The sequence below is a fragment of the Atlantibacter hermannii genome (assembly GCF_009907385.1).
GTDB classification, from domain to species: domain Bacteria; phylum Pseudomonadota; class Gammaproteobacteria; order Enterobacterales; family Enterobacteriaceae; genus Atlantibacter; species Atlantibacter hermannii_A.
Window position 1 is genome coordinate 1 of the sequence record NZ_JAAATR010000010.1, and the last position, 16,836, is coordinate 16,836.

Annotated in this window: 15 protein-coding genes and 1 tRNA gene; 10 read left to right on the plus strand and 6 right to left on the minus strand. The window is 55.7% G+C overall.

The window, feature by feature from the left end:
• Positions 1-83 precede the first annotated feature (83 nt).
• Positions 84-159 (plus strand) — tRNA-Trp (locus GV764_RS03245).
• A gap of 75 nt (positions 160-234) precedes the next feature.
• On the opposite strand, the gene hdfR is transcribed toward GV764_RS03245, so the two are convergent.
• Positions 235-1,086: an HTH-type transcriptional regulator HdfR gene (hdfR, locus tag GV764_RS03250; RefSeq protein WP_476561208.1), complete on the minus strand. Its 852-nt coding sequence runs from the start codon at positions 1,084-1,086 to the stop codon at positions 235-237.
• A gap of 89 nt (positions 1,087-1,175) precedes the next feature.
• Between hdfR and GV764_RS03255 the strand changes: the two genes are divergently transcribed.
• Positions 1,176-1,514: a MaoP family protein gene (locus GV764_RS03255; protein ID WP_125295425.1), complete on the plus strand. Its 339-nt coding sequence runs from the start codon at positions 1,176-1,178 to the stop codon at positions 1,512-1,514.
• A gap of 25 nt (positions 1,515-1,539) precedes the next feature.
• On the opposite strand, the gene GV764_RS03260 is transcribed toward GV764_RS03255, so the two are convergent.
• Complete coding sequence (locus tag GV764_RS03260; protein ID WP_161658965.1) at positions 1,540-3,060, minus strand: YifB family Mg chelatase-like AAA ATPase; 1,521 nt, start codon at positions 3,058-3,060, stop codon at positions 1,540-1,542.
• A 335-nt stretch (positions 3,061-3,395) separates the two neighbouring features.
• Here GV764_RS03260 and ilvL point away from each other — a divergent pair, with 335 nt between their 5' ends.
• The 6 genes from ilvL (at position 3,396) to ilvA (ending at position 9,948) form a co-directional block, all read left to right on the plus strand.
• Positions 3,396-3,494: an ilv operon leader peptide gene (gene ilvL / locus GV764_RS03265; protein ID WP_071530467.1), complete on the plus strand. Its 99-nt coding sequence runs from the start codon at positions 3,396-3,398 to the stop codon at positions 3,492-3,494.
• 139 nt (positions 3,495-3,633) lie between these two features.
• Positions 3,634-5,280 carry an acetolactate synthase 2 catalytic subunit gene (gene ilvG / locus GV764_RS03270; RefSeq protein WP_161658966.1) on the plus strand — a complete coding sequence of 549 codons (1,647 nt, stop codon included), beginning with the start codon at positions 3,634-3,636 and terminating at the stop codon, positions 5,278-5,280.
• Positions 5,277-5,546: an acetolactate synthase 2 small subunit gene (gene ilvM, locus GV764_RS03275; RefSeq protein WP_161658967.1), complete on the plus strand. Its 270-nt coding sequence runs from the start codon at positions 5,277-5,279 to the stop codon at positions 5,544-5,546. The genes ilvG and ilvM overlap by 4 nt, the downstream gene beginning before the upstream one ends.
• Before the next feature lie 16 nt (positions 5,547-5,562).
• On the plus strand, positions 5,563-6,492 hold the full coding sequence (locus tag GV764_RS03280; protein WP_125295429.1) for a branched-chain amino acid transaminase: 930 nt from the start codon (positions 5,563-5,565) through the stop codon (positions 6,490-6,492).
• 58 nt (positions 6,493-6,550) lie between these two features.
• Complete coding sequence (gene ilvD / locus GV764_RS03285) at positions 6,551-8,401, plus strand: dihydroxy-acid dehydratase (RefSeq protein WP_161658968.1); 1,851 nt, start codon at positions 6,551-6,553, stop codon at positions 8,399-8,401.
• A 2-nt stretch (positions 8,402-8,403) separates the two neighbouring features.
• On the plus strand, positions 8,404-9,948 hold the full coding sequence (ilvA, locus tag GV764_RS03290; RefSeq protein ID WP_161658969.1) for a threonine ammonia-lyase, biosynthetic: 1,545 nt from the start codon (positions 8,404-8,406) through the stop codon (positions 9,946-9,948).
• On the opposite strand, the gene ilvY is transcribed toward ilvA, so the two are convergent.
• The gene (ilvY, locus tag GV764_RS03295; RefSeq protein WP_161658970.1) at positions 9,945-10,835 is read right to left on the minus strand and encodes an HTH-type transcriptional activator IlvY; all 891 of its coding nucleotides are present in this window, start codon (positions 10,833-10,835) and stop codon (positions 9,945-9,947) included. The two genes, ilvA and ilvY, sit on opposite strands and share 4 nt — an antisense overlap.
• Positions 10,836-10,985: 150 nt before the next feature.
• On the opposite strand from ilvY, the gene ilvC reads away from it, so the two are divergent.
• On the plus strand, positions 10,986-12,461 hold the full coding sequence (gene ilvC, locus GV764_RS03300) for a ketol-acid reductoisomerase (protein ID WP_161658971.1): 1,476 nt from the start codon (positions 10,986-10,988) through the stop codon (positions 12,459-12,461).
• 102 nt (positions 12,462-12,563) lie between these two features.
• Here ilvC and ppiC (GV764_RS03305) read toward each other — a convergent pair whose 3' ends face one another.
• Both ppiC (GV764_RS03305) and ppiC (GV764_RS03310) read right to left on the minus strand, forming a co-directional pair.
• Positions 12,564-12,845: a peptidylprolyl isomerase PpiC gene (gene ppiC / locus GV764_RS03305; protein ID WP_001140255.1), complete on the minus strand. Its 282-nt coding sequence runs from the start codon at positions 12,843-12,845 to the stop codon at positions 12,564-12,566.
• A gap of 47 nt (positions 12,846-12,892) precedes the next feature.
• Entirely contained in the window at positions 12,893-13,174 is a 282-nt protein-coding gene (gene ppiC / locus GV764_RS03310) for a peptidylprolyl isomerase PpiC (protein WP_144133092.1), read from the minus strand.
• Positions 13,175-13,295: 121 nt separating this feature from the next.
• On the opposite strand from ppiC (GV764_RS03310), the gene rep reads away from it, so the two are divergent.
• On the plus strand, positions 13,296-15,326 hold the full coding sequence (rep, locus tag GV764_RS03315; RefSeq protein ID WP_161658972.1) for a DNA helicase Rep: 2,031 nt from the start codon (positions 13,296-13,298) through the stop codon (positions 15,324-15,326).
• A gap of 24 nt (positions 15,327-15,350) precedes the next feature.
• On the opposite strand, the gene gppA is transcribed toward rep, so the two are convergent.
• Entirely contained in the window at positions 15,351-16,835 is a 1,485-nt protein-coding gene (gene gppA, locus GV764_RS03320) for a guanosine-5'-triphosphate,3'-diphosphate diphosphatase (protein WP_161658973.1), read from the minus strand.
• Position 16,836: the final 1 nt, after the last annotated feature.

Sequence of the window (16,836 nt, forward strand, 5' to 3'; positions counted from 1 at the left end):
TCGCGGGTTCGAGTCCCGTCCGTTCCGCCACTTATTAAAAAAATTAAGCCTGCTAACTTAGCAGGCTTAGTGATAAAAAATATAGGGGCGTAGCTCAGTTGGTAGAGCACCGGTCTCCAAAACCGGGTGTCGCGAGTTCGAGTCTCTCCGCCCCTGCCAGTAATAATCCTTAGCTTCGGCTAAGGATTTTTTTTTGCTTTTTTTCCTCTCCATTATCATTAACCTTTCGGCCAATCAGATAATGACTGGCGATTTCAGCAACTCTTTAATCCATTGTTGTTTATCGCTATTCTGCAACCAGATAGCATACAGCGGGCGAGAAAGTGTGGTGGAATCTACCACCGTAAAAAGATCTTTTTTATCCGCAGCCCAGGTCACAGGCAACCAGGTGCAACCGTTGAGTTGCGGTAGCATTTTGCGGGTGATCTCAGCGGAACTGGTCGTCAGAAACGGGATCTCATCCTGCGTAATCAGACCTGCCTCGTGCTGATGAAAATCAGGCCCCCACTCCAATCGTAGATAACTTAATTCAGCGCGCTTTTTGTCGGGTGAAGAAGCAAAAAGTGCCAGTGAGAAATGGCCGAGCAACTGGCTGGAAAACTCATCCATTTTCGGCGCTTCTGTAGTAATGAGTAGATCCAACTGACGTTCATGCAACTGCTTAACCAGCGATTGACGCTGCGCGATGCGGGCCTCGAACTGGAGATTGCTGTATGTGCCGTACAGGCGCGTCAGCCAGTCGGTCAGCATGCATTCCCATAACGACGCGCTGGCACCAATCGATAACTCATTATGCCGGGTGGTATATGCCACTTCTTTTTTCGCCGCCTGCCAGGTACTCATCAAATTCTCGGCATAGGGCAGTAATTTTTCCCCTGCGGTGGTCAGCCTGATATTGTTCCGATGGCGGGTAAAAAGATTCACACCTAACTGATTTTCTAATTGGCGGATACGAAAGCTCACTGCCGATTGTGTCAGGTAAAGCGCTTCCGCAGCGCGGCCAAAATGGCGAGTTCGGCTGACTTCGAGGAAGGTTTTAAGTAAGTCAGTATCCACATCTCTCTCCGCAAAATTTTTTGTCGTTATGATTTAAATGTTTTGTTTGACGCTCTGTCAAGCGTAACTAATACTCCGCGCCATAAATAGCTCGGCCAAGAGAATTAGGAGCGTGTAGGATGGCGGAAAGCTTTACGACGACTAATCGATTTTTCGACAATAAATATTATCCGCGCGGGTTCTCTCGCCATGGTGATTTCACGATCAAAGAAGCGCAGCTGCTGGAGCGTTGTGGTTATGCGTTCAACGAACTGGATTTAGGTAAACGCGAACCCGCGACCGACGAAGAGAAGCAATTCGTCGCCGTTTGCCGCGGCGAGCGTGAGCCTGCAACAGAAGCTGAGCGTGTTTGGAGTAAGTACATGACGCGTATCAAACGCCCAAAACGTTTCCATACCCTGTCAGGCGGCAAGCCGCAGATGGAAGGCGTGGAAGACTACACTGAGAGCGATGATTAAAAAACAGGGGCGATAAGCCCCTTTTTTACGCCAGCATCTTTTGTAGATGCACCAGCATCCTGTCAATTGCGCGATAGGACAACGCTTCAAGAATATGTTCGCGGAGAATATCCTGCGATGCAGACATATCTGCGATTGTCCTGGCAACCCGTAGCAGTCTGAACCAGGCGCGTGTCGAAAGACCCAGCGTGGTTAGGATATCCTCCATCCAGGCGGCATCTTCCGTGGATAGTTCGCAATGGGCATTGATGCCATGGTTATCCAACTGCGCATTCAACTTCCCCTGACGTTGATATTGCCGCTCCTGAACGCGTTGCACCCGGGCTCGTACAACGGAACTGCTTTCTGATGATAAGTTTCGTTGACTCAACATACCCGGCGGCGGCAGAGGAATTTCCAGCGAAATATCAAACCGATCAAGAAATGGCCCTGATAGCCTCCCCAGATAGCGTAAGGTTTGTTCCGGCGTACAGCGGTTATGATTGCCCTGGTAATGCCCCGTTGGGCTGGGGTTCATGGCAGCGATAAGCTGAAACCGGGCTGGATAGCTGACTTTAGCGCGCGTCCGTGAAATATGAATCATGCCGGACTCAATCGGTTCTCTGAGCGCGTCCAGCACGCGACGTTCAAATTCGGGCAACTCATCAAGAAAAAGCACTCCGTTATGGGCCAGCGAAATTTCTCCAGGTAATGGGATCGCGCCGCCACCCACCATCGCCGTTAACGATGCGCTGTGATGAGGAGCCCGGAATGGACGCTGACGCCACTGTTGGTGGATCGTCAACGGGTTGACCAGACTATGGATGGCCGCGCTCTCCAGCGCCTCCCGATCGCTTAATATCGGCAGTAAGCCATTAAGTCGGCTGGCCAGCATGGTTTTACCTGTGCCGGGAGGGCCGATAAATAGTAAGTTATGCCCGCCAGCAGCAGTGATCTCTAATGCGCGTTTACCCTGCTGCTGACCGACGACTTCACTAAGATCATCTGTTATCAATGGCGCAGCGACGGCTACTGTATGAGGAGGCTCCAGTTCAGTCTTGCCCTCCAGAAAAGCACATACCTGTTGTAAATGTTGAGCGAGCAAACAGCCTTCTTCCTGAATCAGACCGACTTCCTCAGCATTATCCTGTGAGACAATAATCTTCCTGCCAGCGCTTAACGCTTCCATTGCGGCACAGATCGCGCCGGGAACGCCTCTCAGCGCGCCTGTAAGCGCGAGTTCACCAACAAACTCGTAACATGTCAGGTTTTGGGCGTTAAGCTGCTCAGACGCCGCCAACAGCGCGATAGCAATAGGTAAATCATATCGCCCCCCTTGCTTGGGTAAATCTGCCGGGGCCAGGTTGATAGTGATCTTACGTGCCGGAAAAGTGTAACCACTGTTGATCAAGGCGCTACGCACGCGATCTCTGGCCTCTTTCACGGTGGTTTCCGGCAGCCCAACAATGGTGAGTCCAGGCAATCCCTGGCTGATATGAACTTCAACCGTCACCAGCGGGGCGGTGACGCCTAATGCTGCACGTGTATAGATAACTGATAACGACATAACCCCTCCATTGAGAAGATTTTGTCAGTCAGCCTGGAAGAGTAAAAATCGTGATGGTTGAATTTACGCGCGCCATTCCAGGATTTCTATGCAGTTTTCATATTTGACATTGAATGCGGAAGAGAAGCCGCAGAATCAAAAACCGACGAAATACTGTGCGGAATGTGCCATTACTGAAAAAAATTCATCTGGGATATTAATAATCAAAAACAAATACTTATTGATAATGCCAGGCAAAAGTAAAAAAAAGGACTGTAAAAATTTGTTGTATGTTGAGCCCGCTCTATGGTAACTCTTTAGGTATTCCTTCGATTACGATGTAAGAAATAACCAAAATGACAGCCCTTCTACGAGTGATTAGCCTGGTCGTGATTAGCGTGGTGGTGATTATTATCCCACCGTGCGGGGCTGCACTTGGAGAAAGAAAGGCTTAAAAATCAAGCCTGAATCAACGAGAACCCCCGCACCGAAAGGTCCGGGGGTTTTTTATTAGCTAACGAAAAGTGATGAGGGGTAAATGATGTGTTCTAGCATAAAATCCTGTTTGCCTCATTCTGCGACGGAAGAATAACTATGAACGGTGCTCAGTGGGTGGTACATGCTTTGCGGGCTCAGGGAGTGGATACGGTTTTCGGCTACCCCGGTGGCGCGATAATGCCCGTGTACGATGCGTTATATGACGGAGGCGTCGAGCATTTACTGTGCCGCCACGAGCAGGGTGCCGCCATGGCCGCTATCGGCTATGCGCGTTCAACCGGTAAAACAGGCGTTTGCATCGCCACCTCTGGCCCTGGCGCGACTAACTTAATCACCGGTTTAGCGGATGCGTTACTGGATTCCGTACCCGTTGTGGCCATCACCGGGCAGGTCGCTTCCCCGCTGATTGGCACCGACGCGTTTCAGGAGGTAGATGTGCTGGGTCTTTCACTGGCATGCACCAAGCACAGCTTCCTTGTTGAATCCTTAGAAGCGTTGCCTCACGTCATCGCTGAAGCCTTTGAAATCGCGAATTCAGGCCGCCCGGGCCCGGTTCTGGTTGATATCCCTAAAGACATTCAAATCGCAAGCGGCGATCTCGAGCCCTACCTGGCAACGGTTGAAGACACCTTTGAATTGCCTTATGCCGAACTGGAACAGGCGCGCGCCATGTTGCACCAGGCGAAAAAGCCGATGGTTTATGTGGGCGGTGGGGTCGGGATGGCGCAGGCCGTTCCCGCGTTACGCGAATTTTTAGCTGTCACCGCAATGCCTGCCACCGTCACGCTGAAAGGCCTCGGCGCGGTGCCTGCCGATTATCCGGGCTATGTAGGCATGCTGGGCATGCACGGCACTAAAGCGGCCAATCTTGCCGTGCAGGAGTGTGACCTGCTGATCGCCATAGGTGCGCGTTTCGATGATCGCGTGACCGGCAAACTGAACACCTTTGCGCCGCACGCGAAGGTCATCCATATGGATATCGACCCGGCGGAAATGAACAAACTGCGCCAGGCGCATGTCGCTTTGCAGGGCTCGCTGAATCACTTACTGCCTGCTTTGCAAAAACCGTTAGCTATTGATGCCTGGCGTGAAGAGGTCAGTGCGCTGTGCGCGGAGCATGCCTGGCGTTACGATCATCCCGGCGAGGCCATCTACGCGCCGCTGCTGTTAAAACAACTCTCCGAGCGCAAACCACATGACTGCGTAGTCACCACCGACGTCGGTCAGCACCAGATGTGGGCCGCGCAGCATATGTCCTTTAGCCGCCCGGAAAATTTCATCACTTCAAGTGGTCTGGGCACGATGGGATTCGGCTTGCCGGCTGCAGTCGGCGCGCAGGTGGCGCGTCCTGACGATATGGTGATCTGCGTATCGGGTGACGGATCGTTCATGATGAACGTTCAGGAGCTGGGCACAGTGAAGCGAAAGCAGCTGCCGTTGAAAATCGTGTTACTGGATAACCAGCGTTTAGGCATGGTTCGCCAGTGGCAGCAGTTGTTCTTCGCCGAGCGTTACAGTGAAACCACCCTGACCGATAATCCCGATTTTTTGATGTTGGCCCGTGCCTTCGGCATTGCTGGCCAGCATATCACCCGCAAAGACCAGGTAGAGGCCGCGCTTAACGAAATGTTGACCAGCGAAGGGCCGTATCTGCTTCACGTCTCAATCGATGAACTGGAAAACGTCTGGCCGCTGGTACCGCCGGGTGCCAGTAACTCACAAATGCTGGAGAAATTATCATGATGCAACATCAACTGGCGGTACAGGCGCGTTTTCGTCCAGAGACGCTGGAGCGCGTGATCCGCGTGGTTCGCCATCGCGGTTTCGAGATCTGCGCAATGAACATGGCGACGGCAGGCAACGCCGAAAATATAAATATTGAATTGACCGTTGCCAGCCTTCGCCCAGTCGAATTACTGTTTAGTCAGCTTAGTAAGCTGGTCGATGTCGCTTACGTCGAGATCCAACAAGAAACACATCACTCATTATCACAACAAATTCGCGCATAAGCGCAAAGGAACAAAAATGACGACGAAGAAAGCTGATTATATCTGGTTCAACGGTGAGATGGTTCCGTGGGGCGAGGCGAAGGTTCACGTAATGTCTCACGCGCTGCACTATGGTACGTCAGTCTTTGAAGGCATCCGTTGCTACGACTCCCATAAAGGCCCGGTAGTTTTTCGTCATCGCGAGCACATGCAGCGTCTGCGTGACTCGGCAAAAATCTATCGCTTTCCGGTCACGCAGAGCGTGGACGAGCTGATGGAAGCGTGCCGCCAGGTGATCCGCAAAAACAATCTGGTCAGTGCTTACATTCGTCCGCTGGTGTTTGTTGGCGATGTGGGTATGGGGGTGAACCCGCCTCCGGGCTACACCACCGACGTAATTATCGCCGCGTTCCCGTGGGGCGCGTATCTGGGCGCTGAAGCCCTGGAGCAGGGTATCGACGCGATGGTCTCTTCCTGGAACCGCGTTGCGCCGAACACCATCCCGACCGCCGCGAAAGCGGGCGGCAACTATCTTTCCTCTCTGCTGGTCGGCAGCGAAGCGCGTCGCCACGGTTATCAGGAAGGTATCGCGCTGGATGTGAATGGATATATCTCCGAAGGCGCAGGCGAAAACCTGTTTGAAGTAAAAGACGGCATTCTGTTTACTCCGCCGTTCACCTCTTCTGCGCTGCCGGGCATCACCCGTGATGCGATCATCAAGCTGGCGCAAGATCTGGGTATCGAAGTGCGCGAGCAGGTGCTATCCCGCGAATCGCTATACCTGGCCGATGAAGTCTTCATGTCCGGCACCGCTGCCGAAATCACGCCGGTACGCAGCGTGGACGGCATCCAGGTCGGCGAAGGCCGCTGCGGCCCGGTGACCAAACGTATTCAGCAAGCATTCTTTGGCCTCTTCACCGGTGAAACCGAAGATAAATGGGGCTGGTTGGATCAGGTAAATTCATAAAAAAATGGGACGGCTTGCACCGTCCCATTTAACAGACACAGATGGGAGTAACTAAAGCATGCCTAAGTACCGTTCCGCCACCACCACCCATGGCCGCAATATGGCGGGTGCCCGCGCATTATGGCGCGCCACCGGCATGACCGACGCTGACTTCGGTAAGCCGATTATCGCGGTGGTGAACTCGTTTACCCAGTTCGTGCCGGGCCACGTGCACCTGCGCGATTTAGGCAAACTGGTTGCCGAGCAAATCGAAGCCGCAGGCGGCGTAGCAAAAGAGTTTAATACCATTGCCGTGGATGATGGCATCGCCATGGGCCACGGCGGCATGCTTTATTCACTGCCGTCCCGCGAACTGATTGCCGACTCGGTGGAGTACATGGTGAATGCTCACTGTGCCGATGCGATGGTGTGCATTTCCAACTGCGATAAAATCACCCCGGGGATGCTGATGGCCTCGCTGCGCCTGAATATCCCGGTGATCTTCGTTTCCGGCGGGCCGATGGAAGCGGGTAAAACCAAGCTCTCCGACAAAATCATCAAGCTGGATCTGGTCGACGCCATGATCCAGGGCGCAGACCCGAAAGTCAGCAACGAACAGAGCGAGCAGGTTGAGCGCTCGGCGTGCCCGACCTGCGGCTCCTGTTCCGGTATGTTCACCGCTAACTCCATGAACTGCCTGACCGAGGCGCTGGGCCTGTCGCAACCGGGCAACGGCTCGCTGCTGGCGACCCACTCCGATCGCAAAGAGCTGTTCCTGAGCGCCGGTAAACGCATCGTTGAATTAACCAAACGCTATTACGAGCAGGACGATGCCCGCGCGCTGCCGCGCAACATCGCCAACAAAGCCGCATTTGAAAACGCCATGACGCTGGATATCGCCATGGGCGGCTCCACTAACACGGTACTGCACCTGCTGGCGGCGGCGCAGGAAGCCGAAATTGACTTCACCATGAGCGATATCGATAAGCTGTCGCGCAAAGTGCCGCAGCTGTGTAAGGTCGCGCCGAGTACACAGAAATACCATATGGAAGACGTACACCGTGCGGGTGGCGTGCTGGGGATCCTGGGTGAACTCGACCGCGCCGGCCTGTTGAATCGCGACGTCTTTAACGTACTGGGGCTGACCCTGCCGGAAACCCTCGATCGCTACGACATCATGCTGACCAAAGACGATGCGGTAAAAAGCATGTTCTCCGCAGGTCCGGCGGGCATCCGCACCACCCAGGCGTTCTCCCAGTCCTGCCGTTGGGATTCACTGGATACCGACCGTCAGGACGGCTGCATCCGGTCGCTGGAGCACGCCTATAGCCAGGACGGCGGTCTGGCGGTGCTGTACGGCAACTTTGCTGAAAACGGCTGCATCGTGAAAACCGCAGGCGTGGACGACAGCATCCTCAAATTCACCGGCCCGGCAAAAGTTTATGAAAGCCAGGATGACGCGGTAGAAGCGATCCTCGGCGGCAAAGTGGTGGCGGGCGACGTGGTCGTTATCCGCTACGAAGGGCCGAAAGGCGGGCCGGGTATGCAGGAGATGCTCTATCCGACCACCTTCCTGAAATCCATGGGTCTCGGCAAAGCCTGTGCGCTGATCACCGATGGGCGTTTTTCGGGTGGGACGTCCGGGCTGTCTATCGGCCACGTTTCCCCGGAAGCGGCCAGCGGCGGTGCGATCGGCCTGATTGAAGACGGCGATCTGATTGCCATCGACATCCCGAACCGCGATATCCAGTTGCAGGTCAGCGACCGCGATCTGGCTGCCCGCCGTGAAGCCCAGGAAGCGCGCGGCGAGCAGGCCTGGACGCCGCGTAACCGCGAACGTCAGGTTTCCTTCGCCCTGCGTGCCTACGCAAGCCTGGCCACCAGCGCGGATAAAGGCGCGGTGCGCGATAAATCAAAACTCGGGGGCTAATCATGGCTGACGTCCAACCCCTACCTGCCGCCCCCTGCGGGGCGGAGTATCTACGCGCGGTGCTACGTTCGCCGGTTTATGAAGTGGCGCAGGTTACCCCGTTGCAAAAGATGGAAAAACTGTCATCCCGGCTGGGCAACGTGATTCTGGTGAAGCGGGAAGACCGCCAGCCGGTTCACAGCTTTAAGCTGCGCGGCGCGTACGCCATGATGGCGAATCTTACCGACGAGCAGAAATCTCGCGGCGTGGTCACGGCATCTGCTGGCAACCATGCCCAGGGCGTCGCGCTCTCCTCGTCACGTCTGGGGCTAAAGTCGCTGATTGTGATGCCGGTGAGCACTGCGGATATTAAAGTGGACGCGGTGCGCGGTTTCGGCGGTGAAGTGCTGCTGCACGGCGCGAATTTCGACGAAGCCAAAGCCAAAGCGATTGAGTTGTCTACCCAGCAGGGATTCACCTATGTGCCGCCGTTCGACCATCCGGCAGTCATCGCCGGGCAGGGCACGCTGGCGCTGGAGCTGCTCCAGCAGGACGCGCATATTGACCGGGTATTTGTTCCGGTGGGCGGCGGCGGCCTGGCGGCGGGCGTGGCGGTGTTGATCAAACAACTGATGCCGCAGATCAAAGTGATCGCGGTGGAAGCGGAAGACTCCGCCTGCCTGAAAGCTGCGCTGGATGCCGGTAAGCCGGTCGATTTGCCGCGGGTTGGGCTGTTCGCCGAAGGCGTGGCGGTGAAGCGCATCGGCGATGAAACCTTCCGGGTCTGCCAGGCGTATCTGGATGACATCGTGACGGTAGACAGCGACGCGATCTGCGCGGCGATGAAAGACCTGTTTGAGGACGTGCGCGCTGTGGCGGAGCCGTCTGGCGCGCTGGCGCTGGCGGGCATGAAAAAGTATATCCAGCAGCACAACATTCACGGCGAGCGTCTGGCGCACGTGCTGTCTGGCGCGAACGTCAACTTCCACGGCTTGCGCTACGTTTCCGAACGCTGTGAGCTGGGCGAACAGCGCGAAGCCCTGCTGGCGGTGACGATTCCGGAAGAGAAGGGCAGCTTCCTGAAATTCTGCCAACTGCTGGGTGGCCGTTCGGTTACGGAGTTTAACTACCGTTTCGCGGATGCCAGAGACGCCTGCATTTTCGTGGGCGTGCGCCTGAATCGCGGCCTGGAAGAGCGCAAAGAGATCCTCGCTATGCTGGCTGACGGCGGCTATGCCGTCGTGGATCTCTCTGATGATGAAATGGCGAAACTGCACGTGCGCTACATGGTCGGCGGACGGCCATCGCGCCCGCTTCATGAGCGGCTATACAGTTTTGAATTCCCGGAATCGCCGGGCGCGTTGCTGAAGTTCTTACAAACCCTCGGCACCCACTGGAATATTTCGCTGTTTCACTACCGCAGCCACGGCACCGACTATGGCCGCGTGCTGGCCGCGTTTGAGCTGGGCGATCACGAGCCGGATTTCGAAACCCGGCTCAATGAACTGGGCTATGACTGCCACGATGAATCAAATAACCCGGCTTTCCGTTTCTTCCTGGCGGGTTAGTGATTCGGCAATAGCGTCCAGAATGCATCAATAAGCGGCTCATGCAGCCGCTTTTTTTGTGCGCAGACGCCAAGCTCAAACGGCGTTTTCTCGTCGCTACGTTCCAGAATCATCACGCGGTTACGCACCGGTTCCGGGCTGTTTTCTAAAACCACTTCCGGGAGCAGCGCCACGCCGCAGCCGAGCGCCACCATTGACACCATCGCTTCATGCCCGCCGACGGTGGCATAAATCGACGGATTGCTGATTTTCTGACGGCGGAACCAGAGTTCGATGCGGCGGCGCACCGGCCCCTGATCGGCCATAATAAACGGCACCGTCGACCAGTCGGGATCATCTACCGACACCTGGTTGCGCACCGGGCAGGGCAGCGCCGGAGCGATCAGCACCACTGCCAGATTTTCCAGCATGGAGAACGCCACCGCGGCGGGCAAGGTTTCCGGCTTGCCGGCAATCGCTAAATCTGCTTCGCCCGTGACCACTTTTTCCATCGCGTCGGCGGCATCGCCGGTGGTGAGCTTAATTTCCACAGAAGGATGTTCGGCGCGAAAGAGGTCCAGGATCGGCGGCAGATGGCTATACGCGGCGGTGACCGAGCAGAAAATATGCAGCTCGCCGGAGAGCGACGGACCTTGCTGATCGATAGTGTGGCGCAGTTGCTGGTACTGCAGCAGCGTCTGCTGGGCGAAGACGCGCAGCGATTCTCCGGCTTCGGTTAACGTCACCGTACGGTTATCGCGCACAAACAGCGCCTGGCCGAGATCCTCTTCCAGCCGCTGGATCTGCCGGGAGAGCGTGGAAGGGCTGACGTGCATCGCCCGCGCGCTGCGTCCAAAATGGCGGTTTTCCGCCAGATGCAGGAAGGTTTTAAGATCGCGTAAATCCACAGGCGGCACTCCCGGTTTGACGTTGCAGAAATTGCAATGTGACGTTGTGAATATATCAATTTCCGCAATAAATTTCCTGTTGTAATGTGGGTACATTCTCGCTCGATAGCGAACCGAACAATAAGCACCACAACATCACGAGGTTTCATCATGGCTAACTATTTCAACACACTGAACCTGCGCCAGCAGCTGGCGCAACTGGGTAAATGTCGCTTTATGGGCCGCGACGAATTTGCCGATGGCGCAAGCTATCTTCAGGGTAAAAAAGTGGTCATCGTCGGTTGTGGCGCGCAGGGTCTCAACCAGGGCCTGAACATGCGCGACTCCGGTCTGAATATCGCCTACGCCCTGCGTAAAGAAGCTATCGCGGAAAAACGCGCTTCATGGCGTAAAGCCACTGAAAACGGTTTTGCGGTAGGCACTTATGAAGAGCTGATCCCGCAGGCGGACCTGGTCGTTAACCTGACGCCGGACAAACAACACTCCGACGTAGTGCGTTCCGTTCAGCCGCTGATGAAAGACGGCGCGGCGCTGGGCTACTCTCACGGTTTCAACATCGTTGAAGTGGGCGAGCAGATCCGTAAAGACATCACCGTGGTGATGGTTGCGCCGAAGTGCCCGGGCACCGAAGTCCGTGAAGAGTACAAACGGGGTTTCGGCGTACCGACGCTTATCGCGGTTCACCCGGAAAACGATCCGAAAGGCGAAGGCATGGCAATTGCTAAAGCCTGGGCTGCGGCCACCGGCGGTCACCGCGCGGGCGTGCTGGAATCCTCCTTCGTAGCGGAAGTGAAATCTGACCTGATGGGCGAGCAGACCATTCTGTGCGGTATGCTGCAGGCTGGCTCTCTGCTGTGCTTTGACAAGCTGGTGGAAGAAGGCACCGACCCGGCATACGCTGAAAAACTGATTCAGTTCGGCTGGGAAACCATCACCGAAGCGCTGAAGCAGGGCGGTATCACCCTGATGATGGATCGCCTGTCTAACCCGGCGAAACTGCGCGCTTATGCGCTGTCTGAACAGCTGAAAGAAATTATGGCGCCGCTGTTTCAGAAACACATGGACGACATCATCTCCGGCGAGTTCTCCTCCGGCATGATGGCGGACTGGGCCAACGACGATAAGAATCTGCTGACCTGGCGTGAAGAGACCGGCAAAACTGCCTTCGAAACCGCGCCGCAGTACGAAGGCAAAATCAGCGAGCAGGAGTACTTCGATAAAGGCGTGCTGATGATCGCGATGGTGAAAGCGGGTGTTGAGCTGGCGTTTGAAACCATGGTGGATTCCGGCATTATCGAAGAGTCTGCATACTATGAATCACTGCACGAGTTGCCGCTGATCGCGAATACCATCGCCCGTAAGCGTCTGTATGAAATGAACGTCGTCATCTCCGATACCGCTGAGTACGGTAACTACCTGTTCTCTTACGCCTGCGTGCCGTTGCTGAAAGAATTTATGACCACGCTGCAGCCGGGTGATCTGGGCAAAGCGGTAGAAGGCAGCGCGGTGGATAACGCGCAACTGCGTGACGTGAATGACGCGATCCGCAGCCATGCGATTGAAGCGGTAGGCCAGAAACTGCGCGGGTATATGACGGATATGAAACGCATCGCCGTTGCAGGCTAATTCCTCGTCGTCTTTCAACTTGCCGCTTGCTGGCAAGTTGAAATCCACAGAGGAATCTTTCCATATAAAAAAGCCCGGTGAAATTTCCACCGGGCTTTTTTATTAGTTACGGTACAGCACCTTGATGATGTGATAACCGAACTGCGTGTGCAGCGGGCCGGTCGGCTCCAGCACCGGGCAGGAGAACACCACTTTATCGAATGCCGGGACCATCTGGCCCTGGCGGAACTCGCCTAAATGGCCGCCTTTTTTGCCTGACGGGCAAATGGAGTGCTTCTTCGCCAGCTTTTCAAAATCGCCGCCGTTTTTAATCTGCTCCAGCAGATCCAGAGCCAGTTTTTCTTCTTTAACCAGAATGTGCAGTGCTGCTGCTGTTTTAGCCATGTGGGTGCCTTAAGTCATAGGGATTACGGCGGCTATAGTAGCGATCCTTAATGGCGATACAACACCTTAATGATGTGATAGCCGAATTTTGTTTTCACCGGCCCGAACGGTTTCAACAGCGGGCAGCTGAACACCGCCTGGTCAAAGGGGGCAACCATCGCGCCTTTACTGAACTCGCCCAGATTGCCGCCGTTGCGCCCGGAGGGACAGCTGGAGTAGCGTTTCGCCAGGGTATCAAAACTGACGCCGCGCTCGAGTTTTTGCATGATCTCCAGCGCCAGCTTTTCGGTCCTGACGAGGATATGCAGCGCCGCTGCGGTTCTTGCCATAATTAATCTCCGGGAAGTCATTCGCTTGTCTTCACTTTACTATTCCCTGACTGGATTGCCGTTAATTCCTCGTTCCGCTTTTGCTACAATCCCTCCCCCGTTCGAAGATTGAGCAACTATCATGCGTTTAAACCCCGGTCAACAACACGCTGTCGAATTCGTCACCGGCCCCTGCCTGGTGCTGGCGGGCGCTGGCTCCGGAAAGACACGCGTGATCACCAATAAGATCGCCCACCTGATCCGCGGCTGCGGTTATCAGGCCAAACATATCGCGGCAGTGACCTTTACCAACAAAGCGGCGCGCGAAATGAAAGAGCGCGTGGCGCAAACCCTGGGGCGCAAAGAGGCGCGCGGACTGATGATCTCCACTTTCCATACCCTGGGGCTGGAAATTATTAAACGTGAATACAAAGCCCTGGGCATGAAGGCCAACTTCTCGTTGTTCGACGATACCGACCAGCTGGCGCTGATCAAGGAACTCACCGACGGGCTGGTGGAGAACGATAAAGCGCTGTACCAGCAGTTGTTGTCCACCATTTCGAACTGGAAAAACGACCTGCTTAACCCGGCCCAGGCAGCGGCGCAGGCCAAAGGCGAACGTGACCGCATTTTTGCTCATTGCTATAGCTTGTATGATGCCCATCTCAAAGCCTGTAACGTGCTCGATTTTGACGATCTGATCCTGCTGCCGACTCTGCTTTTACAGCGTAATGAAGAAGTGCGCGAGCGCTGGCAGAACCGCATCCGCTATTTGCTGGTGGATGAATACCAGGATACCAACACCAGTCAGTATGAAATGGTGAAGCTGCTGGTAGGCGCGCGGGCGCGGTTTACCGTGGTAGGTGATGACGATCAGTCCATCTACTCCTGGCGCGGCGCGCGTCCGCAGAACCTGGTGCTGCTCAGCAAAGATTTCCCGGCGCTACAGGTGATTAAGCTGGAACAAAACTACCGCTCATCCGGGCGCATCCTGAAAGCGGCGAATATCCTGATCGCGAATAACCCGCACGTGTTTGAGAAAAAACTGTTCTCTGAGTTGGGCTACGGGGCTGAATTAAAAGTGCTTTCTGCAAATCACGAAGAGCATGAAGCGGAACGGGTGGCGGGGGAGCTTATCGCCCATCATTTTATTAATAAAACCCAGTATAAGGATTACGCCATCCTGTACCGTGGCAACCACCAGTCCCGGGTGTTCGAAAAATTGCTGATGCAAAACCGCATTCCGTATCGCATTTCCGGCGGTACCTCGTTCTTCTCTCGTCCGGAAATTAAGGACTTGCTAGCCTATTTGCGGGTACTCACTAACCCGGACGACGACAGCGCGTTTATGCGCATTGTGAATACGCCACGCCGGGAAATCGGCCCTGCCACACTGCAAAAGCTGGGCGAATGGGCCAATCAGCGCAACAAAAGTCTTTTCACCGCCAGCTTCGATATGGGACTGAGCCAGACCCTTACCGGGCGCGGTTATGAATCCTTAACCCGCTTCACCCACTGGCTGGGCGAGGTGGCGCGTCTGGCGGAACGCGAGCCGGTGGCGGCGGTGCGCGATCTGATCCACGGGATTGATTATGAATCCTGGCTTTACGAAACCTCGCCGAGCCAGAAAGCCGCCGAAATGCGGATGAAGAACGTTAACCAGCTGTTTAGCTGGATGACGGAAATGCTGGAGGGTTCGGAGCTTGAGGAGCCGATGACGCTGACTCAGGTAGTCACCCGTTTCACTCTGCGCGACATGATGGAACGCGGCGAAAGCGAAGAGGATCTCGATCAGGTCCAGCTGATGACCCTGCATGCCTCAAAAGGTCTGGAATTCCCGTATGTCTTTTTAGTGGGCATGGAAGAGGGGCTGTTGCCGCATCAGAGCAGTATTGATGAAGATAACGTCGATGAGGAGCGCCGTCTTGCTTATGTCGGCATCACCCGTGCCCAGAAAGAACTGACGTTTACCCTGTGCAAAGAGCGTCGCCAGTACGGCGAGCTGGTACGCCCGGAACCGAGCCGTTTTCTGCTGGAGCTGCCGCAGGACGATGTGCTGTGGGAGCAGGAGCGTAAAGTGGTCTCACCTCAGGAGCGGATGCAGAAAGGGCAAGGTCATCTGGCGAATCTGAAAGCGATGATGGCGAAAGCGCGCGGCGAGAAAAACGCGTAAGCGCCCGATTAAGGGCGCTGACGATTAATTGATTTCTAACGGCCAGTGAACGTAACTCTGCCAGAGCTGTTCCTGCTCCAGCGATTCGGCGGCAAGCGGATGGCTGGCTAGCCAGTTTTCCGGCAGGGTCAGGGTGAGTGTATCGCCCTGCGCGGCCAGATCCACCGTCGGCAGTGTATCGTCGCGGCGGCGGCTGGCGAACATAATCGACAGCCGCAGCAGGCGGCACAGCTGCTCAGCCACGCGCGGCGGCACGGCATTTTGCTGGTGCAACGACGACAGATCCACCGGGCTGGTTTGATTCAACAGCAGCGTGGACAACAGCTTTTTCTGCGCCGGGGTGAAGCCGGGCAAATCAAGGTTGCTCACCAGCCATGCGGCATGCAGCGGCGCCTGTTTAAAATCAACGCTCAGGCCAATTTCATGCAGTTGCGCGGCGGCATGCAGCATCGCTTTGCTGCGTTCATCCAGTTGCCAGGCATTCGCCGTCTGAGCGACGAATTTTTCCGCCAGATGGGACACGCGCTGTGCCTGTTCGGTATCCACCAGAAACCGGCGCTGAATATTACGCAGCGTGCGGCTGCGAATATCCTGATCCACCGACAGATGCAGCATGCCGTAGACCAGCCCTTCGCGTAGCGCACCGCCCGCCAGCGTCATGCACTCAATATTCAGCTCTTTAAAGATGGCGATCAGAATGGCGAGGCCGCTGGGAAATACCAGCGCGCGCTCAAGCGTTAGCCCTTCGATTTCCAGCTCTTCCAGACGCCCACAGTGGATGGCGCGCTGTTTCAGCTGTTCGAGCTTGGCAAGCGTGATGCGCTCGTCCATGCCCTGCGCCATCATGATTTCCTGCAATGCCTGAACGGTGCCGGAGGCCCCAACACACGTTTGCCAGCCGTGTTTTCGCAACTCGCCGATAACCGGCTGTAACACGGCGCTGGCGGCCTGCTGGGCAGCTTCGAAATTCTCTTTAGTCAGGCTGCGATCGGTGAAAAACCGCTCAAGCCAGGTGACGCAACCCATCGACAGGCTGAACAGCGATGTTGCCTGCGCGCCGGTGCCGGTGACTAGTTCGGTGCTGGCGCCGCCAATATCCACCACCAGCCTACGATCCGCCCCGCCCGTGGTATGCGCCACGCCCTGGTAAATCAGCCGCGCTTCTTCTTCGCCGCTGATCACCTGGACCGGACAGCCTAAAATTTGCTGCGCTTTCTCGATGAATTCGGCGGAGTTAACCGCGAGACGCAGCGTGGCGGTGGCAACGGCGCGTACCTGAATGGAAGGAATATCCTGTAAACGTTCGGCGAACAGCCGCAGGCATTGCCAGCCGCGTTCCATGGCATCATGCGAAAGGGAGTTGTCACTGTTTAAGCCCGCCGCGAGACGGACTTTGCGTTTGATGCGCGTGAGGGTCTGGATACTGCCCGCCACCTCACGCACTACCAGCATATGAAAACTATTCGAACCGAGATCTATAGCTGCATACAGCGAGGCGGCGGATGGCATC

Bases quoted from the DNA above. Each gene is read 5' to 3' on its own strand.
- ilvD (WP_161658968.1), top strand. From the start codon at position 6,551: ATGCCTAAGTACCGTTCCGCCACCACCACCCATGGCCGCAATATGGCG.
- GV764_RS03255 (WP_125295425.1), top strand. From the start codon at position 1,176: ATGGCGGAAAGCTTTACGACGACTAATCGATTTTTCGACAATAAATAT.
- ilvM (WP_161658967.1), top strand. From the start codon at position 5,277: ATGATGCAACATCAACTGGCGGTACAGGCGCGTTTTCGTCCAGAGACG.
- ilvL (WP_071530467.1), top strand. From the start codon at position 3,396: ATGACAGCCCTTCTACGAGTGATTAGCCTGGTCGTGATTAGCGTGGTG.
- ilvC (WP_161658971.1), top strand. From the start codon at position 10,986: ATGGCTAACTATTTCAACACACTGAACCTGCGCCAGCAGCTGGCGCAA.
- GV764_RS03260 (WP_161658965.1), bottom strand. From the start codon at position 3,060: ATGTCGTTATCAGTTATCTATACACGTGCAGCATTAGGCGTCACCGCC.
- ilvA (WP_161658969.1), top strand. From the start codon at position 8,404: ATGGCTGACGTCCAACCCCTACCTGCCGCCCCCTGCGGGGCGGAGTAT.
- gppA (WP_161658973.1), bottom strand. From the start codon at position 16,835: ATGCCATCCGCCGCCTCGCTGTATGCAGCTATAGATCTCGGTTCGAAT.
- rep (WP_161658972.1), top strand. From the start codon at position 13,296: ATGCGTTTAAACCCCGGTCAACAACACGCTGTCGAATTCGTCACCGGC.
- ilvG (WP_161658966.1), top strand. From the start codon at position 3,634: ATGAACGGTGCTCAGTGGGTGGTACATGCTTTGCGGGCTCAGGGAGTG.
- ppiC (WP_144133092.1), bottom strand. From the start codon at position 13,174: ATGGCAAGAACCGCAGCGGCGCTGCATATCCTCGTCAGGACCGAAAAG.
- GV764_RS03280 (WP_125295429.1), top strand. From the start codon at position 5,563: ATGACGACGAAGAAAGCTGATTATATCTGGTTCAACGGTGAGATGGTT.
- ppiC (WP_001140255.1), bottom strand. From the start codon at position 12,845: ATGGCTAAAACAGCAGCAGCACTGCACATTCTGGTTAAAGAAGAAAAA.